The sequence below is a fragment of the Enterobacter sp. E12 genome (assembly GCF_014596715.2).
Lineage (GTDB): Bacteria > Pseudomonadota > Gammaproteobacteria > Enterobacterales > Enterobacteriaceae > Enterobacter > Enterobacter bugandensis.
The window spans coordinates 1055297-1079466 of the sequence record NZ_CP115601.1 but is presented as its reverse complement, the minus strand read 5'-3'; the positions used below and the strand labels follow the sequence as shown (position 1 = coordinate 1079466).

Below are 24170 nucleotides of genomic sequence, written 5' to 3'. Positions count from 1 at the left end.
TTTGTGCCGCACATGACGACGCAAATGCCATTCTAAGACGCGTGTGCTTTAAGCAGCGTGCCGCCCTACCTTAGTATAGCGGCACACTCGCGTCGCAGGCATCAATTACGATGGGTCAATACGGAGTCGACTAAGCCGTACTCAACTGCCTCTGGAGCAGAGAGGAAGCGATCGCGCTCGGTATCGCGCTCGATCTGCTCAAGAGATTGACCTGTATGCTGCGCCATAAGTTCATTCATGCGCGCTTTTACTTTCAGAATTTCGCGGGCGTGGATTTCGATATCCGTCGCCTGCCCCTGGTAACCCCCCAGCGGCTGGTGAATCATCACGCGGGAGTTAGGCAGGCAGAAACGCTTACCTTTCGCCCCTGCGGTTAACAGGAAGGCCCCCATGGATGCAGCCTGCCCCATACAGATAGTGCTGACATCTGGCTTGATGAACTGCATGGTGTCATAAATGGACATGCCCGCCGTAATCACACCGCCAGGCGAGTTGATGTACAGGTAAATGTCTTTTTCCGGGTTTTCCGCTTCCAGGAACAGCATCTGCGCCACGATCAGGTTAGCCATATGGTCTTCTACCTGGCCGGTCAGAAAGATAACGCGTTCCTTGAGCAGACGGGAATAGATATCGAAAGAACGCTCACCGCGTGAGGTCTGTTCAATAACCATTGGCACCAGCGCCATATGGGGTGCAAAGTTATCTCGTTCGCCACTGTATGACATTTCCGTCTCCTGGTTCAAAATTGAAAACACCTGCTGTACTGATTGTAACCTTATGGACGGATTATCAGCCAGTCTCAATCATCGTGATTACATACTTATGGGGTTCGCCACGCCCTATTTCAAGCATAACAACCTTTTGTTGTAACGCTAACACTGAAAGGGCGTTTTAGCACCCTTCCAGAACCCATGCAGCGATAAAAAAAACCCGTCGCCGGAAGGCAACGGGTTTTTTGTTCAAACTTTAAACCGTTAGAGCGAAATTACGCCTGCTGGTTCATCAGTTCGTTGAAAGAGGTCGCTTTTTCGGTCACTTTCGCTTTCGCCAGTACCGCTTCAACAGCCTGCTCTTCCAGTGCGACGTTGCGCATGTTGTCCATCAGCTCTTTGTTCTTACCGTAGAACTCGATCACTTCTGATGGATCTTCGTATGCAGACGCCATCTCTTCGATCAGGCCCTTCACACGCTCTTCGTCAGCTTTCAACTCGTGGGTACGAATCACTTCGCCCAGCAGCAGGCCAACAACAACGCGGCGTTTCGCTTGCTCTTCGAACAGCTCGCGCGGCAGTTCCATCGCTTGCTGCTGGTTGCCACCGAAGCGCTGTGCAGCCTGACGGCGCAGCACGTCGATTTCGCTGTCGATCAGGGCAGCAGGAACGTCGATTTCGTTCGCTTTTACCAGACCTTCAATCGCCTGAGATTTCACGCGGTTACGCACAGCACCGTTCAGCTCGCGCTCCATGTTTTTACGCACTTCGGTACGCAGGCCAGCAACAGAACCATCTTCCACGCCGAAACGCTTGATGAACTCTTCAGTCAGTTCTGGCAGTTCGCGCTCTTCAACTTTCTTCAGGTTGATGACGAACTTCGCTGCTTTACCTTTCAGGTTTTCAGCGTGGTACTCTTCAGGGAAGGTCACGTCGATGGTGAACTCTTCGCCCGCTTTGTGGCCTTTGATGCCGTCTTCGAAGCCTGGGATCATACGACCCTGGCCCATTGCCAGTACGAAGTCAGACGCTTTGCCGCCTTCGAACTCTTCGCCGTCTACAGAACCGGTGAAGTCGATGGTTACGCGGTCTTCCGCGTCAACAGCGCCTTCTTTCTCTTTCCAGTTCGCCTGCTGCTTACGCAGGGTGTCCAGCATGCCGTCAACGTCTTCGTCAGTCACGGAAACGATCGGTTTTTCAACTTCGATAGATTCCAGGCCTTTCAGCTCAACTTCCGGGTACACTTCAAACTCTACGGAGTAGGTGAAGTCTTCGCCCAGTTTGTATTCGCCTGGCACGTAGTTTGGCGCGCCGGCTGGATTGATTTTTTCTTTGATGATCGCGTCGATAAAGTTGCGGCTCATCAGTTCACCCAGCACATCCTGACGCACGGAAGCACCATAACGCTGAGCAACAACATTCATTGGTACTTTGCCCTTACGGAAGCCGTCAATACGTACTTTTTTTGCTACGTTGACCAGCTCGCTTTTCACAGCAGTTTCGATGCTGTCAGCAGCGATAGTAATCGTTACACGGCGGCCAAGGCCTTGAGTGGTTTCAACTGAAACTTGCATCTTGTTACCTCAAAAAAATCACAGTGCTCGGTCAACTCTGAATCTGTCTGTTATACCGGGATGCTCTCTTAGTGCAGATTCACATTCCCTGTCGCCAGAATCATCCCGAAGACATTCAATAAGACGCGGCATTATAGCGGCATCACTTAGGTGAGTCGAGAACGGTTGGAGCATGTTGCTGCGGCTTTTTTCACACTTTAAGGCTATTTTTAGCCTTAAAATCGCACCATCCGCTCAAAACTCAGACAAAACAAAACGGCCCGGAGGCCGTTTTGAGGAAATCTGTAAGCAACATACTGGAAAAGCTCCAGCCGTTGCAAATCCGATTTATCAGGCGATGGTGCCTGCACCGCGACAAGGCGGCGACGCAAAAACCGTATCCTGCAAGCCTTCCCATTCCTTAATGGTGTAGGTATGCAGTGCCAGCGCATGCACGGTCGTGGAGAGTTCTTCCGTCAAGGTGCTGTAGATCAGGCGATGTCGGTTCAGGAAACGTTCTCCCGTGAAGCGATCGCTAACCAGAACCACTTTAAAGTGGCTTTCAGAACCTGCCGGCACGTTATGACGATAGCTTTCGTCGACGACTTCGAGGAACACAGGGTTGAACGCTGCCCTTAATTTTTCTTCTATCTGTTCACGTATCATCATGAAATTACTCCTCCGACAACGCTAAGATGTCACCCATCCCTTTAAATGTTAGCCGCTTTTACCGTTTCCATTACACCTTGACAACAAATATTTAGCTTTCGTCTGATTTTCTCATTCAAATGGATGAAGTTCACTGTGAGACTCATACCTGTCGTCTCTCGCGGGAGGAGAAAAAGGATGAGCTGGTCAGTTTTCAGACAAGACGATGAATTTACATGCGTTGACCACTTCCCCTGGCCGTAGTCGATGATATGATGGCGGCAATTTTTCTCTCTTTAATGCTTACGATTCGTTGAGAACCTGAAAATGTTTAAAAAACTCTTCTTTCCGTTGGTAGCCCTTTTTATGCTGGCAGGCTGTGCGACTCCGCCTACCACTATTGATGTTTCACCAAAAATCACCCTGCCTCAGCAGGACCCAAGCCTGATGGGCGTCACCGTGAGCATTAACGGTGCCGATCAGCGTCAGGACCAGGCGCTGGCAAAAGTGACCCGCGACAACCAGCAGGTGACGCTGACCGCGTCCCGCGACCTGCGCTTCCTGCTGCAGGAAGTGCTTGAGAAGCAAATGACCGCTCGCGGCTACATGATTGGCCCAAGCGGCGCGGTTGATCTGCAGATTATCGTCAACAACCTGTACGCAGACGTCTCTCAGGGCAACGTGCGCTACAACATTGCGACCAAAGCGGATATCGCCATCATTGCCACCGCGAAGAACGGCAACAAGATGACCAAAAACTACCGCGCCAGCTACTCTGTTGAAGGCGCGTTCCAGGCCTCTAACAAGAATATTGCTAACGCCGTTAATAGCGTGCTGACGGACACCATCGCCGATATGGCGCAGGACACCAGCATTCACGACTTTATCAAGCAGAACGCACGTTAATCCTGCTCACTGACCCGGTGCTTCACCGGGTCAGTTCATAAGAACATGTCCAGTCACTACTTACGCATTTTCCAGCAACCGAAATCAGCGATTCTGCTGATCCTCGGCTTTGCCTCCGGTTTACCCCTCGCGCTCACCTCCGGCACGCTTCAGGCGTGGATGACGGTTGAGAACATCGATCTCAAAACCATTGGTTTCTTCTCGCTTGTCGGTCAGGCGTATGTCTTTAAGTTCCTGTGGTCGCCGGTGATGGATCGCTATACGCCGCTGTTTCTGGGGCGTCGTCGCGGCTGGTTAGTGATGACACAGGTCCTGCTGCTGCTGGCGATTGCGGCGATGGGCTTTCTTGAGCCGACCACACAGCTCCGCTGGATGGCCGCGCTTGCGGTGGTGATAGCCTTCTGTTCCGCCTCTCAGGATATCGTGTTCGACGCCTGGAAGACGGACGTGTTACCTGCGGAAGAGCGCGGTGCCGGTGCGGCGATCAGCGTGCTGGGCTATCGCCTCGGGATGCTGGTCTCCGGCGGGCTGGCGTTGTGGCTGGCCGACCGTTATCTCGGCTGGCAGGGTATGTACTGGCTGATGGCTGCCCTGCTCATCCCCTGCATTATCGCTACGCTATTTGCACCCGAACCGAGCGACGTCATTCCGGTTCCCCGCTCGCTGGAGCAGGCCGTGGCCGAACCGCTGCGTGACTTTTTTGGCCGCAACAATGCCTGGCTGATCCTGCTGCTCATCGTCCTTTATAAGCTGGGCGATGCCTTTGCCATGAGCCTGACCACCACCTTCCTGATCCGCGGCGTCGGTTTTGATGCCGGTGAAGTGGGAGTGGTGAATAAAACGCTGGGGCTGTTTGCGACCATCGTCGGTGCGCTTTATGGCGGCGTATTGATGCAGCGCCTGACGCTGTTCCGCGCGCTGCTGATCTTCGGCATCCTGCAGGGCGCATCTAACGCGGGCTACTGGCTGCTGTCGGTGACGGACAAGCATATGTTCAGCATGGCCGCGGCGGTGTTCTTTGAAAATCTCTGTGGCGGCATGGGGACGGCGGCATTTGTCGCCCTGCTGATGACCCTGTGCAATAAATCGTTTTCCGCCACGCAGTTTGCGCTGCTCTCGGCGCTCTCGGCCGTTGGGCGCGTGTACGTAGGTCCGATTGCTGGCTGGTTTGTAGAAGCCCACGGCTGGCCAACGTTTTATCTCTTCTCGGTCGCGGCTGCCGTGCCGGGGATTTTATTATTGCTGGTGTGTCGCCAGACGCTGGAATATACCCAGCGGACCGAACACTTTATGCCGCGTACTGAATATCACCGCGCCTACCGATTTGCGTTACGTCTGCTAATGGCGGGCTGCGGCGCGCTGGCGCTATGGCTTGTGGTACTTATCGTTAACGCCAGTACGTCTCTGGCGCTCCCCCTCGAAGCCCTTCTGCTGGACGCAGGAGCCCTGCTGGCCATCACCGGGATCCTGACGGGCGGTTTGCTCGATTTTATGGCATTGCGTAAAACGCAGATGACCTGAAGAAAAAGTGAAAGGTTATTTCCCGTTGTAATCACTAACCGAAATTATAACGGTGAAATAGCCAACAGCCGCTAAAAAAATATTTGTTGTTTTGTGCGGGATAGGATTTGGAAATTATTGGAGCCAATTCCAAAACGCTATTTTTCATTAAACGATTCAGCATTTGAAAGTTTGATTTTTCGTTTTTTAGATGTCTTTTTATTGATAATTAATTGTTAATTTTTTGTATATTTTTAACAATGGTTATACCAATTGCCCCTTTTAGGGTATGCTTGGGGGTCCTTTCGTTATAAAGCCCATATCATGCGGCTTCGGTCATAAAAACCGACATAATCTGCAACACTTGTGACATGTGCGGCAGAACCCGGTAACACCTTCCTGACACAGGCCTAATGATGTTTACAGTAATGTAACCTTCCCGTAAAATGCCCGCACACTTTAAACGCCACCAGACTCCCGTGGAATTGAGGTCGTTAAATGAGACTCAGGAAATACAATAAAAGTTTGGGATGGTTGTCATTATTCGCAGGTACTGTATTACTCAGTGGCTGTGATTCTGCACTACTAGACCCCAAAGGACAGATTGGACTGGAACAACGTTCACTGATATTGACGGCTTTTGGCCTGATGTTGATTGTGGTTATTCCTGCCATTTTGATGGCTGTTGGTTTCGCCTGGAAGTATCGTGCGAGCAATAAAGATGCGAAGTATAGCCCGAACTGGTCACACTCCAACAAAGTTGAAGCTGTGGTCTGGACGGTACCTATCCTGATCATCCTGTTCCTTGCCGTACTGACCTGGAAAACCACTCACGCACTTGAGCCAAGCAAGCCGCTGGTTCACGATGAAAAACCTATTACCATTGAAGTGGTCTCCATGGACTGGAAATGGTTCTTCATCTATCCAGAGCAGGGCATTGCTACCGTGAATGAAATCGCCTTCCCGGCGAACACTCCGGTTCAGTTCAAAGTGACCTCCAACTCCGTAATGAACTCCTTCTTCATCCCGCGTCTGGGTAGCCAGATTTACGCGATGGCCGGTATGCAGACGAACCTGCATCTGATCGCGAATGAAGCAGGCACCTACGATGGTATCTCCGCCAGCTATAGCGGCCCGGGCTTCTCAGGTATGAAGTTCAAAGCTATTGCGACGCCGGACCGTGCCGCTTTCGACCAGTGGGTTGAAAAAGCGAAGCAGTCTCCAAACACCATGTCTGACATGGCGGCGTTCGAAAAAGTGGCTGCACCTAGCGAATACAACAAGGTGGAGTACTTCTCTAACGTGAAACCAGATTTGTTCAAAGACGTTATTGGCAAATTTATGGATCACGGCAAGAGCATGGACATGACCCAGCCAGAAGGCGAGCACAGCGCGCACGAAGGTATGGAAGGCATGGACATGAGCCACGCGGAAACCGCTCACTAAGGGGCCGAGGAAGAAAATGTTCGGAAAATTGACACTGGATGCAGTGCCCTACCATGAACCGATTATCATGGTTACGGTGGCTGCAATTATCATTGGTGGCGCGGCCTTAGTTGGCCTGATCACTTACTTCGGTAAGTGGAGCTACCTGTGGAATGAGTGGCTGACTTCGGTTGACCACAAAAAACTCGGTATCATGTACTGCATCGTCGGTATCGTCATGTTAATTCGTGGCTTTGCGGATGCAATCATGATGCGTAGCCAGCAGGCACTCGCGTCTGCGGGCGAAGCCGGCTTCCTGCCACCGCACCACTACGATCAGATCTTTACCGCCCACGGCGTTATCATGATCTTCTTCGTGGCGATGCCGCTGGTAATCGGTCTGATGAACGTTGTCGTTCCGCTGCAAATTGGCGCGCGCGACGTAGCGTTCCCGTTCCTGAACAACCTGAGCTTCTGGTTCACGGTTGTCGGTGTAATCCTGGTTAACCTGTCACTGGGCGTGGGCGAATTCGCACAGACCGGCTGGCTGGCTTACCCGCCGCTTTCGGGAATTGAGTACAGTCCGGGTGTAGGCGTTGACTACTGGATTTGGGCGCTTCAGCTCTCCGGTGTCGGTACCACCCTGACCGGTATCAACTTCTTCGTGACCATCCTGAAGATGCGTGCACCAGGTATGACGATGTTCAAGATGCCAGTATTTACCTGGGCATCTCTGTGCGCCAACGTACTGATTATCGCGTCGTTCCCAATTCTGACCGTCACCATCGCGCTGCTGACCCTGGACCGCTACCTGGGCACCCATTTCTTCACGAATGATATGGGTGGCAACATGATGATGTACATCAACCTGATTTGGGCCTGGGGTCACCCGGAAGTGTACATTCTGGTTCTGCCTGTTTTCGGTGTGTTCTCCGAAATCGCGGCAACCTTCTCGCGTAAGCGTCTGTTTGGTTACACCTCTCTGGTGTGGGCAACCGTGTGTATTACCGTTCTGTCGTTCATCGTTTGGCTGCACCACTTCTTTACCATGGGTGCGGGCGCGAACGTAAACGCCTTCTTCGGTATCACCACCATGATTATCGCCATCCCTACCGGGGTGAAGATCTTCAACTGGCTGTTCACCATGTACCAGGGCCGTATCGTGTTCCACTCAGCAATGCTGTGGACCATCGGCTTCATCGTGACCTTCTCCGTAGGTGGGATGACCGGCGTACTGCTGGCGGTGCCAGGTGCTGACTTCGTTCTGCACAACAGCCTGTTCCTGATTGCGCACTTCCATAACGTTATCATCGGCGGCGTGGTCTTCGGCTGCTTCGCAGGTGTGACTTACTGGTGGCCTAAGGCGTTTGGCTTCACGCTGAACGAAACCTGGGGTAAACGCGCGTTCTGGTTCTGGATCATTGGCTTCTTCGTGGCGTTTATGCCGCTGTACGTGCTGGGCTTCATGGGTATGACCCGTCGTCTGAGCCAGCAGATCGATCCGCAGTTCCACCCAATGCTGATGGTTGCAGCGGGCGGTGCAGCGCTGATTGCCTGCGGTATTCTGTGCCAGCTGATTCAGTACTACGTGTCCATCCGCGACCGTAACCTGAACCGCGACCTGACCGGTGACCCTTGGGGTGGCCGTACGCTGGAGTGGGCAACCTCTTCTCCACCACCGTTCTATAACTTTGCCGTAGTGCCGCACATTCACGAGCGTGACGCATTCTGGGAAATGAAAGAAAAAGGTGAAGCGTACAAGCAACCTGAGCATTACGAAGAGATCCATATGCCGAAAAACAGCGCTGCGGGCATCGTGATTGCCGCTTTCGCAACGGTATTTGGTTTCGCAATGATCTGGCACATCTGGTGGATGGCGATTGTTGGCTTCGCTGGCATCGTAATCAGCTGGATTGTGAAGAGCTTTGACGAGGACGTGGACTACTACGTACCAGTCCGTGAAGTTGAAAAGCTGGAAAATCAGCATTTCGACGAGATTTCTAAAGCGGGGCTGAAAAATGGCAACTGATACTCTGGCGCACTCAACTGCCCACGCGCATGAACATGCGCACCATGATACAGGACCGACCAAAGTCTTCGGTTTCTGGATCTACCTGATGAGCGACTGCATTCTGTTCTGCTGTCTGTTCGCGACCTATGCCGTTCTGGTGAACGGCACAGCGGGCGGCCCGACCGGCAAGGACATTTTTGAACTGCCGTTCGTTCTGGTTGAAACCGCACTGCTGTTATTCAGCTCCATCACCTACGGCATGGCGGCTATCGCCATGTACAAAAACAACAAGAGCCAGGTTGTCTCCTGGCTGGCGTTGACCTGGCTGTTTGGTGCTGGCTTTATCGGGATGGAAATCTATGAATTCCACCACCTGATTATGGAAGGCTTCGGTCCGGATCGCAGTGGCTTCCTGTCCGCGTTCTTCGCGCTGGTGGGTACCCACGGTCTGCACGTGACCTCGGGTCTGATCTGGATGGCAGTACTGATGTTCCAGATCTCCCGCCGCGGCCTGACCAGCACTAACCGTACCCGTATCATGTGCCTGAGCCTGTTCTGGCACTTCCTGGACGTGGTATGGATCTGCGTGTTCTCTGTTGTCTATCTGATGGGGGCGATGTAATGAGTCATTCTAACGATCATGGCGCTTCCCACGGCAGCGTAAAAACCTACATGACAGGTTTCATCCTGTCGATCATCCTGACGGTGATCCCGTTCTGGATGGTGATGAGCGGTTCTGCGTCCAAGCCGGTTATCCTGGGAGCAATCCTGGTGACCGCGGTGATTCAGATTCTGGTGCATCTGGTTTGCTTCCTGCACATGAACACCAAGTCCGATGAAGGCTGGAATATGACTGCCTTTATCTTTACCGTGATTATCATCGCTATCCTGGTAGTCGGTTCCATCTGGATTATGTGGAACCTCAACTACAACATGATGGTTCACTAAGAGCGGCGAGTATGTTTAAGCAATACCTGCAAGTCACGAAACCAGGCATCATCTTTGGCAACCTGATCTCCGTAATCGGAGGGTTCCTGCTGGCCTCTAAAGGCAGCATTGATTACACCCTCTTTATTTACACGCTGGTCGGTGTGTCACTGGTGGTTGCGTCCGGTTGTGTATTTAACAACTACATCGACATGGATATCGACAAGAAGATGGAAAGGACCAAGAATCGGGTGCTGGTTAAAGGCCTGATTGCCCCTTCCGTCTCGCTGGTGTACGCCACCTTGCTGGGTATTGCTGGCTTTATGCTGCTGTGGTTTGGTGCTAACCCGCTGGCCTGCTGGCTGGGGGTGATGGGGTTCGTGGTGTATGTAGGCGTCTACAGCCTGTATATGAAGCGTCACTCCGTCTACGGCACGCTGATTGGTTCTCTCTCCGGCGCTGCGCCGCCGGTGATTGGCTACTGCGCCGTCACGAACGAGTTCGACAGCGGTGCGCTCATCCTGCTGGCTATCTTTAGCCTGTGGCAGATGCCGCACTCCTATGCCATCGCGATTTTCCGCTTCAAGGATTATCAGGCAGCGAATATTCCGGTTCTGCCGGTCGTGAAGGGCATTTCAGTTGCCAAGAACCACATCACGCTCTACATCATCGCTTTTGCCGTGGCAACGCTGATGCTTTCTCTGGGCGGTTACGCCGGATATAAATATCTGGTGGTAGCAGCCGCGGTGAGCGTCTGGTGGCTCGGCATGGCCCTGCGCGGCTACAAGGTGGAAGATGACAAAGTCTGGGCACGCAAGCTGTTTGTGTTCTCGATTGTCGCCATCACCTCCCTGTCCGTGATGATGTCCGTAGACTTCATGGTGCCGGACTCGCAAAACCTGCTGACTTACGTCTGGTAAGTTTATGTGATGATGAAAAGGGTGCTTCGGCACCCTTTTTTATTCACGAAATCTATTAATTACGCATGTAATATTTGTTAAATAAGCCTTTATTTACCCCGCCCCTTCCCCGCACTACACTATGGCCTGCTTTTAAACTGAGGTGGTAATGAACGATTATAAAATGACGCCGGGCGAGTTGCGTGCGACCTGGGGTTTAGGGACTGTTTTCTCGCTGCGGATGCTTGGCATGTTTATGGTCCTGCCCGTTCTGACCACGTACGGCATGGCGTTACAGGGTGCCAGCGAAGCGCTGATTGGCCTTGCTATTGGCATTTACGGTCTGGCGCAGGCGGTGTTCCAGATCCCCTTTGGCCTGCTCTCCGACCGCGTCGGTCGCAAACCGCTGATTGTCGGCGGGCTGCTGGTCTTTGTGCTCGGGAGCGTTATTGCCGCCCTCTCCCACTCCATCTGGGGCATTATTTTGGGCCGCGCCCTGCAGGGCTCCGGTGCGATTGCCGCCGCGGTGATGGCGCTGCTGTCAGATTTAACCCGCGAGCAAAACCGCACCAAAGCGATGGCGTTCATCGGCGTGAGCTTTGGCGTAACGTTTGCGATTGCGATGGTGCTCGGTCCCATCATTACGCACAAACTGGGTCTGCACGCCCTGTTCTGGATGATTGCGGTGCTGGCGACCATCGGGATCGCACTCACCCTGTGGGTTGTGCCAGACAGTAAAAATCATGTCCTTAACCGTGAATCCGGGATGGTTAAAGGCTGCTTTAGCAAAGTCATCGCCGAGCCGCGTCTGCTAAAGCTTAACTTCGGCATTATGTGCCTGCATATTCTGCTGATGTCCACCTTTGTCGCCCTGCCCGGTCAGCTTGCCGCAGCAGGTTTCCCGGCGGCCGAGCACTGGAAAATTTATCTGGTCACGATGCTGATTTCGTTTGTCTCTGTCGTGCCGTTCATCATCTACGCCGAAGTGAAGCGCAAAATGAAACGCGTCTTCGTGGGCTGCGTGGCGTTACTGCTGATTGCCGAGATCGTGCTGTGGGGTGCCGGCCCGCACTTCTGGGAGCTGATCGCAGGCGTGCAGCTGTTCTTCCTGGCGTTTAATCTGATGGAAGCGCTGCTGCCGTCACTGATCAGCAAAGAGTCCTCCGCCGGTTACAAAGGCACGGCAATGGGCATTTACTCCACCAGCCAGTTCCTCGGCGTGGCGATCGGCGGCTCGCTTGGCGGCTGGGTCGACGGCCTGTTTGATTCACAAACCGTGTTTCTCGCGGGCGCGCTGCTGGCAACAGTCTGGCTGCTGGTCGCCAGCACCATGAAAGAGCCACGTTACGTGAGCAGCCTGCGGGTAGAAATCCCGGATGACGTGGAGATTAGCGACGCGCTGAAGCAGCGTCTGGAAGGAAAAGAAGGGGTCACAGAGGTGCTGATTGTTCCCGAAGAGCGCAGCGCTTATGTCAAAATTGACAGCAAAGTGACGAACCGCTTTGAGGTGGAGCAGGCGCTGAAGGCCTGAAAAAAAGCCCGGTTGAACCGGGCTTTTTTGTCTTAATCACGGAAGTTTTTAAACTGGAACGGCTGTCCCAAATCCCCGCCGCGCACCAGCGCCATCACGGACTGGAGGTCATCGCGAGATTTACCGGTCACGCGAATTTCTTCGCCCTGGATCTGCGCCTGCACCTTCAGCTTGCTGTCTTTAATAAGCTTCACGATCTTCTTCTGCACCGCGCTCTCGATGCCCTGCTTCAGTTTGGCTTCTACAAACCAGTTCTTACCGCTGTGGACAAACTCGTCCGGCACGTCCAGAGACGTTCCTTCGATGCCACGTTTTAACAGCTTGGCGCGCAGAATGTCGAGCAGCTGATTCACCTGGAAATCAGACTCGCTCAGCACCTTAATGGTCTTATTTGCGTCGTTCAGCTCAAACGACGCCTCAACGCCACGAAAATCGAAACGTGACTCAACTTCGCGGGTTGCGTTCTCAACGCCGTTGCGAACTTCCTGGATATCAACTTCGGAAACAATATCGAAAGATGGCATCTTTTCTTCTCCCTTCACTTTTGTTGCGTTGCATAATACCCGCTACGAGGCATAACTCAACAGAAGCTTAGCTGTATAATTAAGCTGTAACACCTGGCGCAGTTGCAGGTGAGGAGGAACAATGAAAATTACGGTGCTCGGATGCGGAGCGCTCGGCCAGCTGTGGCTGACCGCGCTGTGCAAGCACGGACATGAGGTTCAGGGCTGGCTGCGCGTGCCCCAGCCCTATTGCAGTGTCAACCTGATTGGTGAAGACGGAAGCATTTTTAACGAATCCCTCACCGCGAACGATCCTGATTTCCTGGCGCAAAGCGACCTGTTGCTGGTGACGCTCAAGGCGTGGCAGGTCTCAGATGCGGTTAAGACTCTGGCCGCGCAGCTCCCCCCCACGTCCCCCATTCTGCTGCTGCATAACGGTATGGGAACCCTTGATGAGCTGAAAAGCGTCCCGCAGCCTCTGCTAATGGCGACCACCACCCACGCTGCGCGTCGCGACGGGACTATTATCGTGCATGTCGCCAGCGGCGTGACGCACATCGGCCCGGCCAGAACACAGGATGGCGACTACAGCTATCTGGCCGATGTTCTGCAAAAGGTCTTGCCGGACGTCGCCTGGCACAACAACATCCGCCCTCAGCTGTGGCGCAAGCTGGCCGTAAACTGCGTGATCAATCCGCTGACGGCGCTGTGGAACTGCCCGAACGGGGAGCTGAAAAACCATCCGCAGGAGGTGGCGTCCCTGTGTGCAGAAGTCGCGTCGGTCATTGAGCGAGAAGGCCTGCACACCTCAGCAGAGGATTTACGCTGTTATGTCGAGCAGGTTATTGAGAGTACGGCTGAGAACATCTCCTCGATGCTGCAGGACGTTCGGGCATTACGCCATACGGAGATAGATTACATTACCGGCTATCTGCTAAAGCGCGCCCGCTCGCACGGCATCGCCGTGCCGGAAAACGCCCGTCTGTATGACCTGGTTAAACGTAAGGAGAGTGAATATGAGCGCGTCGGCACTGATTTGCCTCGCTCCTGGTAGCGAAGAGATGGAAGCGGTCACCACTATTGATTTAATGGTACGTGGCGGCATTAAGGTAACAACCGCCAGCGTAGCCAGCGACGGCAATCTGGCAATCACCTGTTCACGAGGGGTGAAAATCCTGGCAGACGCACCGCTTGTCCAGGTTGCTGACGGCGATTACGACATCATCGTCCTGCCCGGCGGCTTAAAAGGCGCGGAATGTTTCCGCGACAGCCCGCTGCTGGTTGAAACCGTGCGTCAGTTTCATCTGTCCGGCCGCATCGTCGCGGCAATCTGTGCCGCCGCTGGAACAGTTCTGATTCCGCACGACATCTTCCCCATCGGCAATATGACCGGCTTCCCGGGGCTTAAGGATACGATCCCGGAGGAGCATTGGGTGGATAAACGCGTCGTCTGGGATCCGCGCGTCAATCTGCTGACCAGCCAGGGACCCGGCACCGCGATTGATTTTGGCTTAAAGATTATTGATCTGCTGGTCGGGCGGGAGAAGGCCTACGAAGTGGCGTCGTCGCTGGTGATGCCGGCGGGGATTTATAATTACTATGAAGAGTAGTGCATAAAAAAAGCCGGGTGGCGCGAGGTAAAAGCAAAACGGCAACCTTTGGTTGCGCCCTCTCCCTGTGGGCTGAGGGATCCCCAGTAATTTTTTTCCTGAAGCGATGAACATTGCTTAAGAGAAATGAATAACTAACAGCGATGTCCTGATCCGGCTGTAAATCGCTGAGGCGTTTCCTGTAGGCCGGGGCGAGGCGCATGGATGCGCCGAGAGGGCGGGCTTTACAGGGACGTTACCTCCGCCCGCCCCCGACAAGCCGAAAGGAATAAGCCGAAGGCACCGCGAAGCGGCGATTTACCGCCGGGAGCCCGGGTCGCCAGGGCGGCGGCGATTGAGCCGCCCTGGCACGTTCACCGGCCATGTCCTTACAGAGTAGCAAGGAACATAAAGTGAACGGAATGACCACCAGAGCCGTATGTTCCCCCTCACCCCAGCCCTCTCCCTCAAGGGAGAGGGGGTTGTCCGTGCAGGTATTATTTTGTGGGGATTCCTCAGCCCTGTGGGAGAGGGTCGGTGTGAGGGCACCAGGCCGCACGCTACGGACGATACACCTTCACATTCGCGAATCCCTGCTCGCGCAGGTACAGCGCCTGCAGGCGGCTCATCACCCCGCGCTCACACCACAGCAGATACGTTTTGCTCTGATCGAGGTCGCCAAACTTAGTGCTCAGCTTGTAGAACGGCAGAGAAACTACCTCCACGCCTTCCACCTTCAGCGGCTTGTCATCCTGCTCGTCAATGGAGCGGATATCCAGAATCGCATCGTTCGCACCGAAACCGCTCACGGTTTCCACTTCAACCACTTCCTGCTCGGTCTGCTGGGCAATCTCGCGGATGTCGATGTTGGACGCTTCTGCCACCACTCTTTCCAGGATGCTGAAATCGAAGTTCTCTTCTTCCGCTTCGATCTTCGCCTTCACTGCCTTGACGGTCGGGCTTTTTGAGATCACGCCGCAGTATTCCGGCATGGTGCGGGCAAAGTCTTCGGTGCCGATTTCGCGCGCCAGGTCGATGATGTGCTCTTTATCGTGGGAGATCAGCGGACGCAGGATCAGCGTGTCTGATACGTTGTCGATCAGACGCAGGTTAGTCAGCGTCTGGCTGGAGACCTGGCCCAGCGCTTCGCCGGTGACCAGCGCCTGCACGCCGTAACGTTCGGCGACTTTGGACGCCGCGCGAACCATCATACGTTTGAGGATCACGCCCATTTGGCCGTCGTCCACTTTTTCAAGGATTTCGCCCACTACCGGCTCAAAGTTGATCGCCACAAAACGCACGCGGTGGGAACTGCCGAAGCGGTTCCAAAGGTAATGCGCCACCTGACGAACGCCAATTTCATGCGCCGCGCCGCCGAGGTTGAAGAAGCAGTAGTGCACGCGGCAGCCGCGACGCATCAGCATGTAGCTGGAGACGCCGGAGTCGAAGCCGCCTGAGATCAGCGACAGCACATCTTCCTGCGTGCCGATCGGGAAACCGCCAATACCTTCATAACGGCCCTTAACCAGCAGCAGACGATCGTTCTCGATCTCAAGGTTAACGGTGACGTCCGGGTTAGTCAGACGCACGCGCGCCGTCTCAACATGCTGGTTCAAACCGCCGCCAACGTAACGTTCCACTTCAATGGAGCTGAATTCGTGCTTACCGCGACGCTTCACGCGCACGCAAAAGGTTTTGCCTTCGATCTGGTCGCGGTACTGAACCAGCGCTTTTTCGAAGATATCGTGCATATCGCTGAACGGGACATCTTCTACTTCCAGGATATGGTGGATCCCCGGAATACGGGTCAGGGCGTCGCGAATATCCTGACGTTTGTTTTCGTCTTTCGCGCGGACTTCAACGTGGTCCCAGTGACGCACCACGGCGAGCGTTTCGTCGTAGTGTTTTAATACGTTACGAATGTTCCCGGTGAGAATTTTAATAAAGCGCAAACGCACAGATTGGCTTTTGATGGTGATTTCAGGGAACAATTTAATGATAAACTTCATGGCGGCAATGTTTCTTAGGCAAGCTTATAAAGGCTTGTAGTGGAAAATGATACAGCAGCCCACACCCGTGGCTGCATCCAGGCGCGCAAGTATACCACCATCGCGCCACTCGCGTTATTTGATAATTGCCCCGAGTCCGTTACCATGTTGGGGCGAAGAATATAAGAGTTAATTCACTATGCCGAAAAAGAACGACGCACCGGCCAGTTTTGAAACTGCGCTGAGTGAGCTTGAGCAGATTGTTACCCGCCTCGAGAGCGGCGATTTACCGCTGGAAGACGCCCTCAACGAATTTGAGCGCGGTGTGCAGCTTGCGCGGCAGGGGCAGGTAAAACTCCAGCAGGCCGAGCAGCGAGTGCAGATCCTGCTTTCCGACAGCGAAGACGCTAAAACCACGCCATTCACACCGGACGCCGAGTAAATGGATTTTACCAACGCGCTTCAGGCGCGCGTCGTTCGCGCCAACGACGCCCTGCGCCGTTTTATTGCGCCGCAGCCTTTTCAGAACACTCCACTGGTTGAAGCCATGCACTATGGCGCACTCTTAGGGGGTAAACGCCTGCGTCCGTTCCTGGTGTATGCCACGGGCAATATGTTTGGCATCAGCGATAATACGCTGGACGCCCCGGCTGCCGCCGTGGAGTGCATCCATGCCTACTCGCTGATCCACGACGATCTCCCGGCGATGGACGACGACGATCTGCGCCGGGGTCAGCCAACCTGCCACATTAAGTTTGGCGAGGCGAATGCCATTCTGGCGGGCGATGCCTTGCAGACGCTGGCGTTCTCGATTCTCAGTGATGCGCCGATGGCGGAAGTGGCCGACCGCGACCGCCTGGCGATGATCTCCGAACTGGCAATGGCCAGCGGCGTGGCCGGCATGTGCGGCGGCCAGGCGCTGGATCTTGAAGCGGAAGGACGTCAGGTTAATCTGGAACAGCTGGAGCGTATTCATCGCCATAAGACGGGCGCGCTTATTCGTTCCGCCGTTCGCCTGGGCGCGCTGAGCGCGGGTGAGCAAGGGCGCAAAGCCCTGCCGATTCTGGACAGATACGCAGAAAGTATCGGTCTGGCATTCCAGGTTCAGGATGACATTCTGGATGTGGTGGGCGATACTGCAACATTGGGTAAACGTCAGGGTGCGGACCAGCAGCTTGGCAAAAGTACCTATCCCGCCCTGCTGGGTCTTGAGCAAGCCCAACGTAAAGCCCGGGATCTGATTGACGATGCCCGCCAGTCGCTGAATGAGCTGGCCGCGCAATCGCTGGATACCTCGGCACTGGAAGCGCTAGCGGACTATATAATCCAGCGTGATAAATAAACTATATATCTCGATGAGCCTTTGATGAGTTTTGATATTGCCAAATACCCGACACTGGCGTTAGTTGACTCCACCCAGGAGTTACGTCTGTTGCCGAAAGAGAGTCTGCCGAAGCTGTGTGACGAGCTGCGTCGTTACCTGCTCGACAGCGTTAGCCGCTCCAGCGGCCACTTCGCCTCCGGGCTTGGCACGGTTGAGCTGACCGTGGCGTTGCATTACGTCTATAACACGCCGTTCGATCAGCTTATCTGGGACGTGGGCCACCAGGCTTATCCGCACAAAATTCTGACCGGACGTCGCGATAAAATTGGCACCATTCGTCAGAAGGGCGGCCTGCACCCGTTCCCGTGGCGCGGTGAGAGCGAGTATGACGTGCTGAGCGTCGGCCACTCCTCTACCTCCATTTCTGCGGGCATCGGTATTGCCGTTGCCGCCGAGAAAGAGAACAAGCAGCGCCGCACCGTCTGCGTCATTGGCGACGGGGCGATCACCGCCGGGATGGCTTTTGAAGCCATGAACCACGCGGGCGATATCAAGCCGGACATGCTGGTTATCCTCAACGATAACGAAATGTCGATCTCCGAGAACGTCGGCGCGCTGAACAACCATCTGGCGCAGCTGCTTTCCGGCAAGCTTTACTCGTCGCTGCGGGAAGGCGGGAAAAAAGTTTTCTCCGGCGTGCCGCCGATCAAAGAGCTGCTCAAGCGTACCGAAGAACACATCAAAGGCATGGTCGTGCCGGGCACGCTGTTCGAAGAGCTGGGCTTTAACTATATCGGCCCGGTGGACGGGCACGATGTGCTGGGTCTGGTGACCACGCTTAAAAACATGCGCGACCTGAAAGGCCCGCAGTTCCTGCACATCATGACCAAAAAAGGGCGTGGCTACGAACCGGCAGAGAAAGATCCGATCACCTTCCACGCAGTGCCAAAGTTCGACCATACCAGCGGCTGCCTGCCGAAAAGCAGCGGCGGAATGCCAAGCTACTCAAAAATCTTTGGCGACTGGCTGTGCGAGACGGCGGCAAAAGATAACAAGCTGATGGCGGTCACGCCTGCCATGCGTGAAGGCTCCGGCATGGTCGAGTTCTCCAAAAAATACCCGGACCAGTATTTCGACGTCGCCATTGCCGAGCAGCACGCGGTCACCTTCGCGGCGGGGCTGGCGATTGGCGGCTACAAGCCGGTGGTGGCGATTTACTCCACCTTCCTGCAGCGCGCCTACGACCAGGTGATCCATGACGTTGCCATCCAGAAGCTGCCGGTGCTGTTTGCTATCGATCGCGCGGGCATCGTGGGGGCCGACGGCCAGACGCACCAGGGGGCGTTTGATCTCTCCTTCCTGCGCTGCATCCCGGACATGGTCATCATGACGCCAAGCGACGAAAACGAGTGTCGTCAGATGCTGTATACCGGCTACCACTATCAGGACGGCCCCTGCGCGGTACGTTATCCGCGCGGCAATGCCCTTGGCGTTGAACTTCAGCCGCTGGAAAAGCTGGACATCGGTAAAGGTCTGGTGAAACGTCGCGGCGAAAAAGTGGCGATCCTGAACTTTGGTACGCTGATGCCGGAAGCGGCAAAAGTCGCTGAAACCCTGAACGCGACGCTGGTGGATATGCGCTTTGTGAAGCCGCTCGATGAATCTCTGATTCTGAGCATGGCAGAAAGCCACGACGTGCTGGTCACGCTGGAAGAGAACGCCATCATGGGCGGTGCGGGCAGCGGCGTTAACGAGGTACTGATGGCGAACCGTAAATTGGTTCCGGTGCTGAACCTCGGCCTGCCGGACCACTTCATCCCGCAAGGCACTCAGGACGAGGCGCGTGCCGACATCGGCCTGGACGCCGCCGGTATCGAAGCCAGAATCCGCAGCTGGCTGGCCTGATCCCTCCCCTTTTCTGCTCCTGCTATGCTTAAACGTATTGTTTAAACAGCAGGAGCGGAACCATGCAATACACGACATTAGGAAAAACGGACCTCAGGGTGTCCCGGCTTTGCCTGGGCTGCATGACCTTTGGCGAGCCTGACCGGGGAAATCACGCCTGGACGCTGCCGGAAGAGAGCAGCCGCCCTATCATCAAGCGCGCCATAGACGGCGGCATCAACTTCTTCGATACCGCCAACAGCTACTCTGACGGCAACAGCGAAGAGATTGTGGGCCGCGCTCTGCGTGATTTTGCACGTCGGGATGAGATTGTGGTCGCCACCAAGGTGTATTACCCGTCAGGCGATCTGGCTGAAGGCCTCTCGCGCGCGCAGATCCTGCGCTCCATTGATGACAGTCTCAGACGCCTGAACATGGATTACGTCGACCTGCTGCAAATTCACCGCTGGGATTACAACACGCCAATTGAAGAAACTCTTGAAGCGCTGAACGATGTCGTGAAAGCGGGTAAAGCGCGCTATATCGGCGCGTCGTCAATGCACGCGTCGCAGTTTGCTCAGGCGCTCGATCTCCAGGCGCAGCACGGCTGGGCACGCTTTGTCACCATGCAGGATCACTACAACCTGATTTACCGGGAAGAAGAACGCGAGATGCTGCCGCTCTGCTACCAGGAAGGCGTGGCGGTGATCCCGTGGAGCCCGCTGGCGCGCGGACGCTTAACCCGTCCGTGGGGAGAAACCACGGCGCGGCTGGTATCGGATGAAGTGGGTAAAAATCTTTATTCCGGTACCGAAGCCAGCGATGCGCTGATTGCCGAACGTTTAGCCGGGATCGCCGACGATATCGGCGCAACGCGCGCGCAGGTGGCGCTGGCGTGGCTACTGGGCAAGCGGGGTGTCGCCGCACCGATTATTGGTACATCGCGGGAAGAACAGCTGGACGAGTTGTTAAGCGCGGTGGATTTATCGCTGACGCCGGAGCAGGTTGCCGAGCTGGAGACGCCGTATCAGCAGCATCCGGTGGTGGGGTTTAAGTAAACACTTGCCGGGTGGCGTACGCTTACCCGGCAATACTGAGCGCACAAACTTACCCGAAGTGATCGTACCCTTTCCAGTCCAGCGTAACGGGCGCACCGTCTTTCACAAACTTCAGCCCTTCACTCTCCGGCATGATCTGACCGATGCAGGTAAACTTTGCGCCAAGATGGGCCAATGCTACGTCCAGCGTTCCACGGTTCAGCTCTGGCACCGTGAAGCACAGCTCGTAGTCTTCCCCACCGGAGAGCGCCCAGCGCAGCGCCTGCTCAGGCTCCACATGGCGAAGCAGTTGCTCCGACAGCGGGAACAGATCCAGGTCAACGCGCGCGCCCACCCCGCTGGCCTTCAGGATATGGCCGAGGTCCGAGATGAGACCGTCAGAGAGATCGATAGCCGAACTGGCCCGCTCGCGCAGCGCCTGACCGTGCAGAATACGCGGTGTCGGGCGCAGATGGCGCTTCACCAGATACGCCGCATCGTCAGCGTCCTTCACGTTTAAGCGATCCTGAAGGATCGCCAGCCCTGCCGCGCTGTCTCCCGGCGTACCGGTCACGTAGATCCAGTCGCCCGGTTTAGCGCCCGAGCGCTTCAGCGCGCGACCGAGCGGCACATAGCCGTGGATCGCCAGCGTCATCGACAGCGGCCCGGCAGTCGTATCGCCGCCAATCAGCTGCATATCGTAGTAGTTCAGCTGTTCAAACAGCGCATCGCTGAACGCTTCAAGCCAGGCTTCATCCACCTCCGGCAGCGTCAGGGCCAGCGTCAGCCAGGCCGGGTCGGCACCCATTGCCGCCAGATCGCTGACGTTGACCGCCAGCGCTTTATACGCCAGATCGGCAGGATCGATATCAGGTAAGAAATGACGTCCGCACACTAAGGTGTCGGTGCTGATTGCCAGCGTCTGCTTTTCAGGAATATTGAGAAGTGCACAGTCATCGCCAATGCCGGTTTCAACATCAAGACGAGAGGTTCTGACACGGTCGAAATAACGGGCAATCAGGGAGAATTCGCCGCATGCCATACGTTATGCCTCAGCAAATAAAAGAAAAAACCGGAGCCGCACTGCCCGTCAGGCAATGCAGAACTCCGGTTTGCGGATCACTTTTTGTGGGGACGGATCGCAGGTGCGGCTTTATCAAGTACGCCGTTAACGAACTTGTGGCTGTCTTCAGCACCGAAGGTTTTCGCCAGTTCGATCGCTTCGTTGATGGCCACTTTGTACGGCACATCATCACGTTTAGACAACTCAAACAGCGCGATACGCAACACTGCTTTTTCAACCTGGCCCAGCTCTTCGAGCAGACGGGACAGGTATGGCTTCATCAGGCCATCGAGATACGCGCTATTAGTCGCCACTCCCGACAGCAGTTCACGGAAGTACAGAACGTCAACGTCTTTCACGTCCTGTTCTGACAGGAACTGGTATTCAACATCAGCGATGTCGTTCTGGGACAACTGCCAGGAGTAAAGTGCCTGGACGGCACATTCACGGGCGCGGCGACGAGCAGCAGGTTTCACGGAATTCCCCTTACAAAAAAATCAGGCCTTAATGGCTTTCAATACATTGATCATTTCAAGCGCGGTCAGTGCAGCTTCTGCACCTTTGTTACCGGCTTTGGTGCCAGCACGTTCGATGGCTTGTTCAATACTTTCGGTGGTCAGCACGCCGAACGCGACAGGAATTTCAGCATCCTGCGCAACGTGTGCCAGACCGTTGCTTGCACCGCCCGCAACGTATTCGAAGTGCGCAGTGCCGCCACGAATAACGGTACCCAGCGCAATCACCGCGTCGTATTTACCGGTTTTCGCCAGCGCGCCCGCCGCCAGTGGCAGTTCATAAGCGCCTGGAACCCAAACAACGGTAATGTTGTCATCTTTAACCTGGCCGATACGTTTCAGTGCGTCAATCGCACCTTCCAGCAGGCTATCGTTGATGAAGTTGTTGAAACGCGCAATGGTGATGGCGACGCGAGCGTCCGGGGTAGCTACAGCAGCTTCAATAATGTTCATACTCTTCCTTTACGGGTTCATTTGGCCCCGCAGGGGGGCGGATTTTATCATAATACTTTGCGCACTGCTTCCCTATTTCGGGAGCAATTACGCTGTCGTTAAATGGAGGCAGACATCCGGACCCACCGAACGAATCTCGCTGAATGTGAGTTGCGGTGCGTCGGCCAGTTTTTCAAGGCCAGGCAGCACAAACAGGCCGCGCGCGTCATGACCTAAAAGTTTAGGCGCAACGTAGACGAGCAGTTCATCCACCAGCCCCGCCTGTAGCAGCGCGCCCGCGAGCGTCGGACCGGCTTCGACCCAGATACTGTTCACCTGCTGCTTGCCGAGCAACATCATCAGCACCACGAGATCCAGATGTCCGTTATGCTCCGGCACCATAATGCTGCGCACGCCTTCCGGCCATTCGCGCGTATCTTCTTTGGTGCGCGCAATCCAGGTTTCACCCGGCTGCTGCACGATGCGGTGCGCCGGGGTCACGCGGTTCTGGCTATCAATAATAATACGCAGCGGCTGGCGCAGGTTCTCCTGCGGATAAAGCGCCTGGGTATCGGCATTCAGCTCATCCCAGCGCACGGTCATGGCCGGATCGTCAGCCAGAACGGTTTCACTGCTGGTGAGGATAGCATGGCTTTGCGCACGCAGACGTTGCACATCGCGCCTTGCCTGCGGCGAGGTGATCCACTGGCTTTCACCGTTCGCCATTGCCGTACGCCCGTCCAGCGAGGCGCCCAGCTTGAGCTGAATAAACGGGAAGCCGGTGCGCATGCGCTTCAGGAAGCCTTTGTTGATGGCTTCCGCATCTTTCATCATCAGGCCGTGGCTGACGTCGATCCCTTCCTGCTGCAGACGATACAGGCCACGGCCCGCCACCTGCGGGTTAGGATCCTGCATAGCGGCGACCACGCGCGAAACCCCTGCCGCAATCAGCGCTTCACAGCACGGCGGCGTGCGCCCGTGGTGGCTGCATGGCTCCAGCGTCACGTAGGCCGTCGCGCCTCGCGCTTTCTCCCCCGCCATACGCAGGGCATGCACTTCAGCATGCGGCTCGCCTGCGCGATAGTGAAACCCTTCCCCCACGATCTCGCCATCTTTCACGATAACGCACCCGACGTTGGGGTTAGGATGGGTGGTAAAACGACCGCGCTGCGCCAGCTTCATGGCTCGCGCCATGTACTTCTCATCCTGCATGGGCTTAATCCTGTAAGCGGGCGATCTCTTCGCCAAACTCTTTGATATCTTCGAAACTGCGGTAGACAGAGGCGAAGCGGATATAGGCGACCTTATCGAGCTTTTTCAGCTGCTCCATCACCAGGTTGCCGATCATTTTGCTCGGCACTTCACGCTCGCCCAGGCCACGCAGGTAAGATTTAATGTGGTTTAACGCCATTTCGACATCATCCGCGCTGACGGGCCGTTTTTCGAGGGCCTTCAGCATTCCACTGCGCAGTTTCTCTTCGTTAAACGGCTCGCGCACGTCGTTACTTTTTACCACGCGCGGCATTACCAGCTCTGCAACCTCAAAGGTCGTGAAACGCTCGTTGCACACCAGACACTGCCGACGACGGCGCACAGAAGACCCTTCGCCCACAAGGCGAGAGTCGATGACTTTGGTATCCACAGCGGAGCAGAATGGGCAATGCATACGGTATCCCTGTTATCTGGTTAACTGATTTTCATTTTACCCTGATCTGGCCTGACAAC

Annotated in this window: 24 protein-coding genes; 14 read left to right on the top strand and 10 right to left on the bottom strand. The window is 55.2% G+C overall.

Annotated elements, in window-relative coordinates:
* Positions 1–101 precede the first annotated feature (101 nt).
* From clpP to bolA, 3 genes are all read right to left on the bottom strand, one after another.
* Positions 102–725, bottom strand: a complete 624-nt coding sequence (gene clpP, locus IB212_RS05100) for an ATP-dependent Clp endopeptidase proteolytic subunit ClpP (protein ID WP_014069126.1) — start codon at positions 723–725, stop codon at positions 102–104.
* 260 nt (positions 726–985) lie between these two features.
* Positions 986–2284: a trigger factor gene (tig, locus tag IB212_RS05095; RefSeq protein WP_008503318.1), complete on the bottom strand. Its 1299-nt coding sequence runs from the start codon at positions 2282–2284 to the stop codon at positions 986–988.
* Between the two features lie 330 nt (positions 2285–2614).
* Positions 2615–2932, bottom strand: a complete 318-nt coding sequence (gene bolA, locus IB212_RS05090; RefSeq protein WP_003859051.1) for a transcriptional regulator BolA — start codon at positions 2930–2932, stop codon at positions 2615–2617.
* 306 nt (positions 2933–3238) lie between these two features.
* On the opposite strand from bolA, the gene IB212_RS05085 reads away from it, so the two are divergent.
* The 8 genes from IB212_RS05085 to IB212_RS05050 all read left to right on the top strand — a co-directional run bounded on the left by IB212_RS05085 (position 3239) and on the right by IB212_RS05050 (position 12110).
* The gene (locus tag IB212_RS05085) at positions 3239–3817 is read left to right on the top strand and encodes a lipoprotein (protein WP_028012160.1); all 579 of its coding nucleotides are present in this window, start codon (positions 3239–3241) and stop codon (positions 3815–3817) included.
* A 45-nt stretch (positions 3818–3862) separates the two neighbouring features.
* Positions 3863–5338, top strand: a complete 1476-nt coding sequence (gene ampG, locus IB212_RS05080; RefSeq protein ID WP_041911081.1) for a muropeptide MFS transporter AmpG — start codon at positions 3863–3865, stop codon at positions 5336–5338.
* Positions 5339–5815: 477 nt separating this feature from the next.
* On the top strand, positions 5816–6763 hold the full coding sequence (gene cyoA / locus IB212_RS05075) for a cytochrome o ubiquinol oxidase subunit II (protein ID WP_008503322.1): 948 nt from the start codon (positions 5816–5818) through the stop codon (positions 6761–6763).
* A 16-nt stretch (positions 6764–6779) separates the two neighbouring features.
* Positions 6780–8771 carry a cytochrome o ubiquinol oxidase subunit I gene (gene cyoB / locus IB212_RS05070; RefSeq protein WP_028012157.1) on the top strand — a complete coding sequence of 664 codons (1992 nt, stop codon included), beginning with the start codon at positions 6780–6782 and terminating at the stop codon, positions 8769–8771.
* On the top strand, positions 8761–9375 hold the full coding sequence (locus IB212_RS05065; protein ID WP_003859057.1) for a cytochrome o ubiquinol oxidase subunit III: 615 nt from the start codon (positions 8761–8763) through the stop codon (positions 9373–9375). Before cyoB ends, IB212_RS05065 begins: the two co-directional genes overlap by 11 nt.
* Complete coding sequence (locus tag IB212_RS05060; RefSeq protein ID WP_006176899.1) at positions 9375–9701, top strand: cytochrome o ubiquinol oxidase subunit IV; 327 nt, start codon at positions 9375–9377, stop codon at positions 9699–9701. Before IB212_RS05065 ends, IB212_RS05060 begins: the two co-directional genes overlap by 1 nt.
* Positions 9702–9712: 11 nt before the next feature.
* Positions 9713–10600 carry a heme o synthase gene (gene cyoE / locus IB212_RS05055; protein WP_003859062.1) on the top strand — a complete coding sequence of 296 codons (888 nt, stop codon included), beginning with the start codon at positions 9713–9715 and terminating at the stop codon, positions 10598–10600.
* 148 nt (positions 10601–10748) lie between these two features.
* Positions 10749–12110 (top strand): MFS transporter, encoded by a 1362-nt coding sequence (locus IB212_RS05050; RefSeq protein ID WP_041911082.1) that lies wholly within the window; start codon positions 10749–10751, stop codon positions 12108–12110.
* Between the two features lie 32 nt (positions 12111–12142).
* Here IB212_RS05050 and IB212_RS05045 read toward each other — a convergent pair whose 3' ends face one another.
* Entirely contained in the window at positions 12143–12634 is a 492-nt protein-coding gene (locus IB212_RS05045) for a YajQ family cyclic di-GMP-binding protein (protein ID WP_023293165.1), read from the bottom strand.
* Positions 12635–12755: 121 nt separating this feature from the next.
* Here IB212_RS05045 and panE point away from each other — a divergent pair, with 121 nt between their 5' ends.
* The gene (gene panE / locus IB212_RS05040; protein WP_041911083.1) at positions 12756–13667 is read left to right on the top strand and encodes a 2-dehydropantoate 2-reductase; all 912 of its coding nucleotides are present in this window, start codon (positions 12756–12758) and stop codon (positions 13665–13667) included.
* Positions 13630–14223 carry a protein deglycase YajL gene (gene yajL, locus IB212_RS05035; protein ID WP_028012154.1) on the top strand — a complete coding sequence of 198 codons (594 nt, stop codon included), beginning with the start codon at positions 13630–13632 and terminating at the stop codon, positions 14221–14223. Before panE ends, yajL begins: the two co-directional genes overlap by 38 nt.
* A 539-nt stretch (positions 14224–14762) precedes the next feature.
* Here yajL and thiI read toward each other — a convergent pair.
* Positions 14763–16211, bottom strand: a complete 1449-nt coding sequence (gene thiI, locus IB212_RS05030) for a tRNA uracil 4-sulfurtransferase ThiI (protein WP_041911084.1) — start codon at positions 16209–16211, stop codon at positions 14763–14765.
* A gap of 178 nt (positions 16212–16389) precedes the next feature.
* On the opposite strand from thiI, the gene xseB reads away from it, so the two are divergent.
* The 4 genes from xseB to IB212_RS05010 all read left to right on the top strand — a co-directional run bounded on the left by xseB (position 16390) and on the right by IB212_RS05010 (position 20456).
* Entirely contained in the window at positions 16390–16632 is a 243-nt protein-coding gene (xseB, locus tag IB212_RS05025) for an exodeoxyribonuclease VII small subunit (protein ID WP_003859094.1), read from the top strand.
* On the top strand, positions 16633–17532 hold the full coding sequence (gene ispA / locus IB212_RS05020; protein ID WP_041911085.1) for a (2E,6E)-farnesyl diphosphate synthase: 900 nt from the start codon (positions 16633–16635) through the stop codon (positions 17530–17532).
* A gap of 24 nt (positions 17533–17556) precedes the next feature.
* A complete protein-coding gene (gene dxs, locus IB212_RS05015; protein WP_041911086.1) occupies positions 17557–19419 on the top strand; it encodes a 1-deoxy-D-xylulose-5-phosphate synthase in 1863 nt (620 codons plus the stop codon).
* 62 nt (positions 19420–19481) lie between these two features.
* Positions 19482–20456, top strand: coding sequence for an aldo/keto reductase (locus tag IB212_RS05010; RefSeq protein WP_041911087.1), 975 nt, complete (start codon positions 19482–19484; stop codon positions 20454–20456).
* Positions 20457–20505: 49 nt separating this feature from the next.
* Here IB212_RS05010 and thiL read toward each other — a convergent pair whose 3' ends face one another.
* The 5 genes from thiL to nrdR all read right to left on the bottom strand — a co-directional run bounded on the left by thiL (position 20506) and on the right by nrdR (position 24111).
* Positions 20506–21477 carry a thiamine-phosphate kinase gene (gene thiL, locus IB212_RS05005; RefSeq protein WP_041911088.1) on the bottom strand — a complete coding sequence of 324 codons (972 nt, stop codon included), beginning with the start codon at positions 21475–21477 and terminating at the stop codon, positions 20506–20508.
* 77 nt (positions 21478–21554) lie between these two features.
* Positions 21555–21974: a transcription antitermination factor NusB gene (gene nusB, locus IB212_RS05000; protein ID WP_006809908.1), complete on the bottom strand. Its 420-nt coding sequence runs from the start codon at positions 21972–21974 to the stop codon at positions 21555–21557.
* 21 nt (positions 21975–21995) lie between these two features.
* Entirely contained in the window at positions 21996–22466 is a 471-nt protein-coding gene (gene ribE, locus IB212_RS04995) for a 6,7-dimethyl-8-ribityllumazine synthase (protein WP_006176874.1), read from the bottom strand.
* 87 nt (positions 22467–22553) lie between these two features.
* Entirely contained in the window at positions 22554–23657 is a 1104-nt protein-coding gene (gene ribD / locus IB212_RS04990) for a bifunctional diaminohydroxyphosphoribosylaminopyrimidine deaminase/5-amino-6-(5-phosphoribosylamino)uracil reductase RibD (RefSeq protein ID WP_041911089.1), read from the bottom strand.
* Between the two features lie 4 nt (positions 23658–23661).
* Positions 23662–24111 (bottom strand): transcriptional regulator NrdR, encoded by a 450-nt coding sequence (nrdR, locus tag IB212_RS04985; protein ID WP_008503337.1) that lies wholly within the window; start codon positions 24109–24111, stop codon positions 23662–23664.
* Positions 24112–24170: the final 59 nt, after the last annotated feature.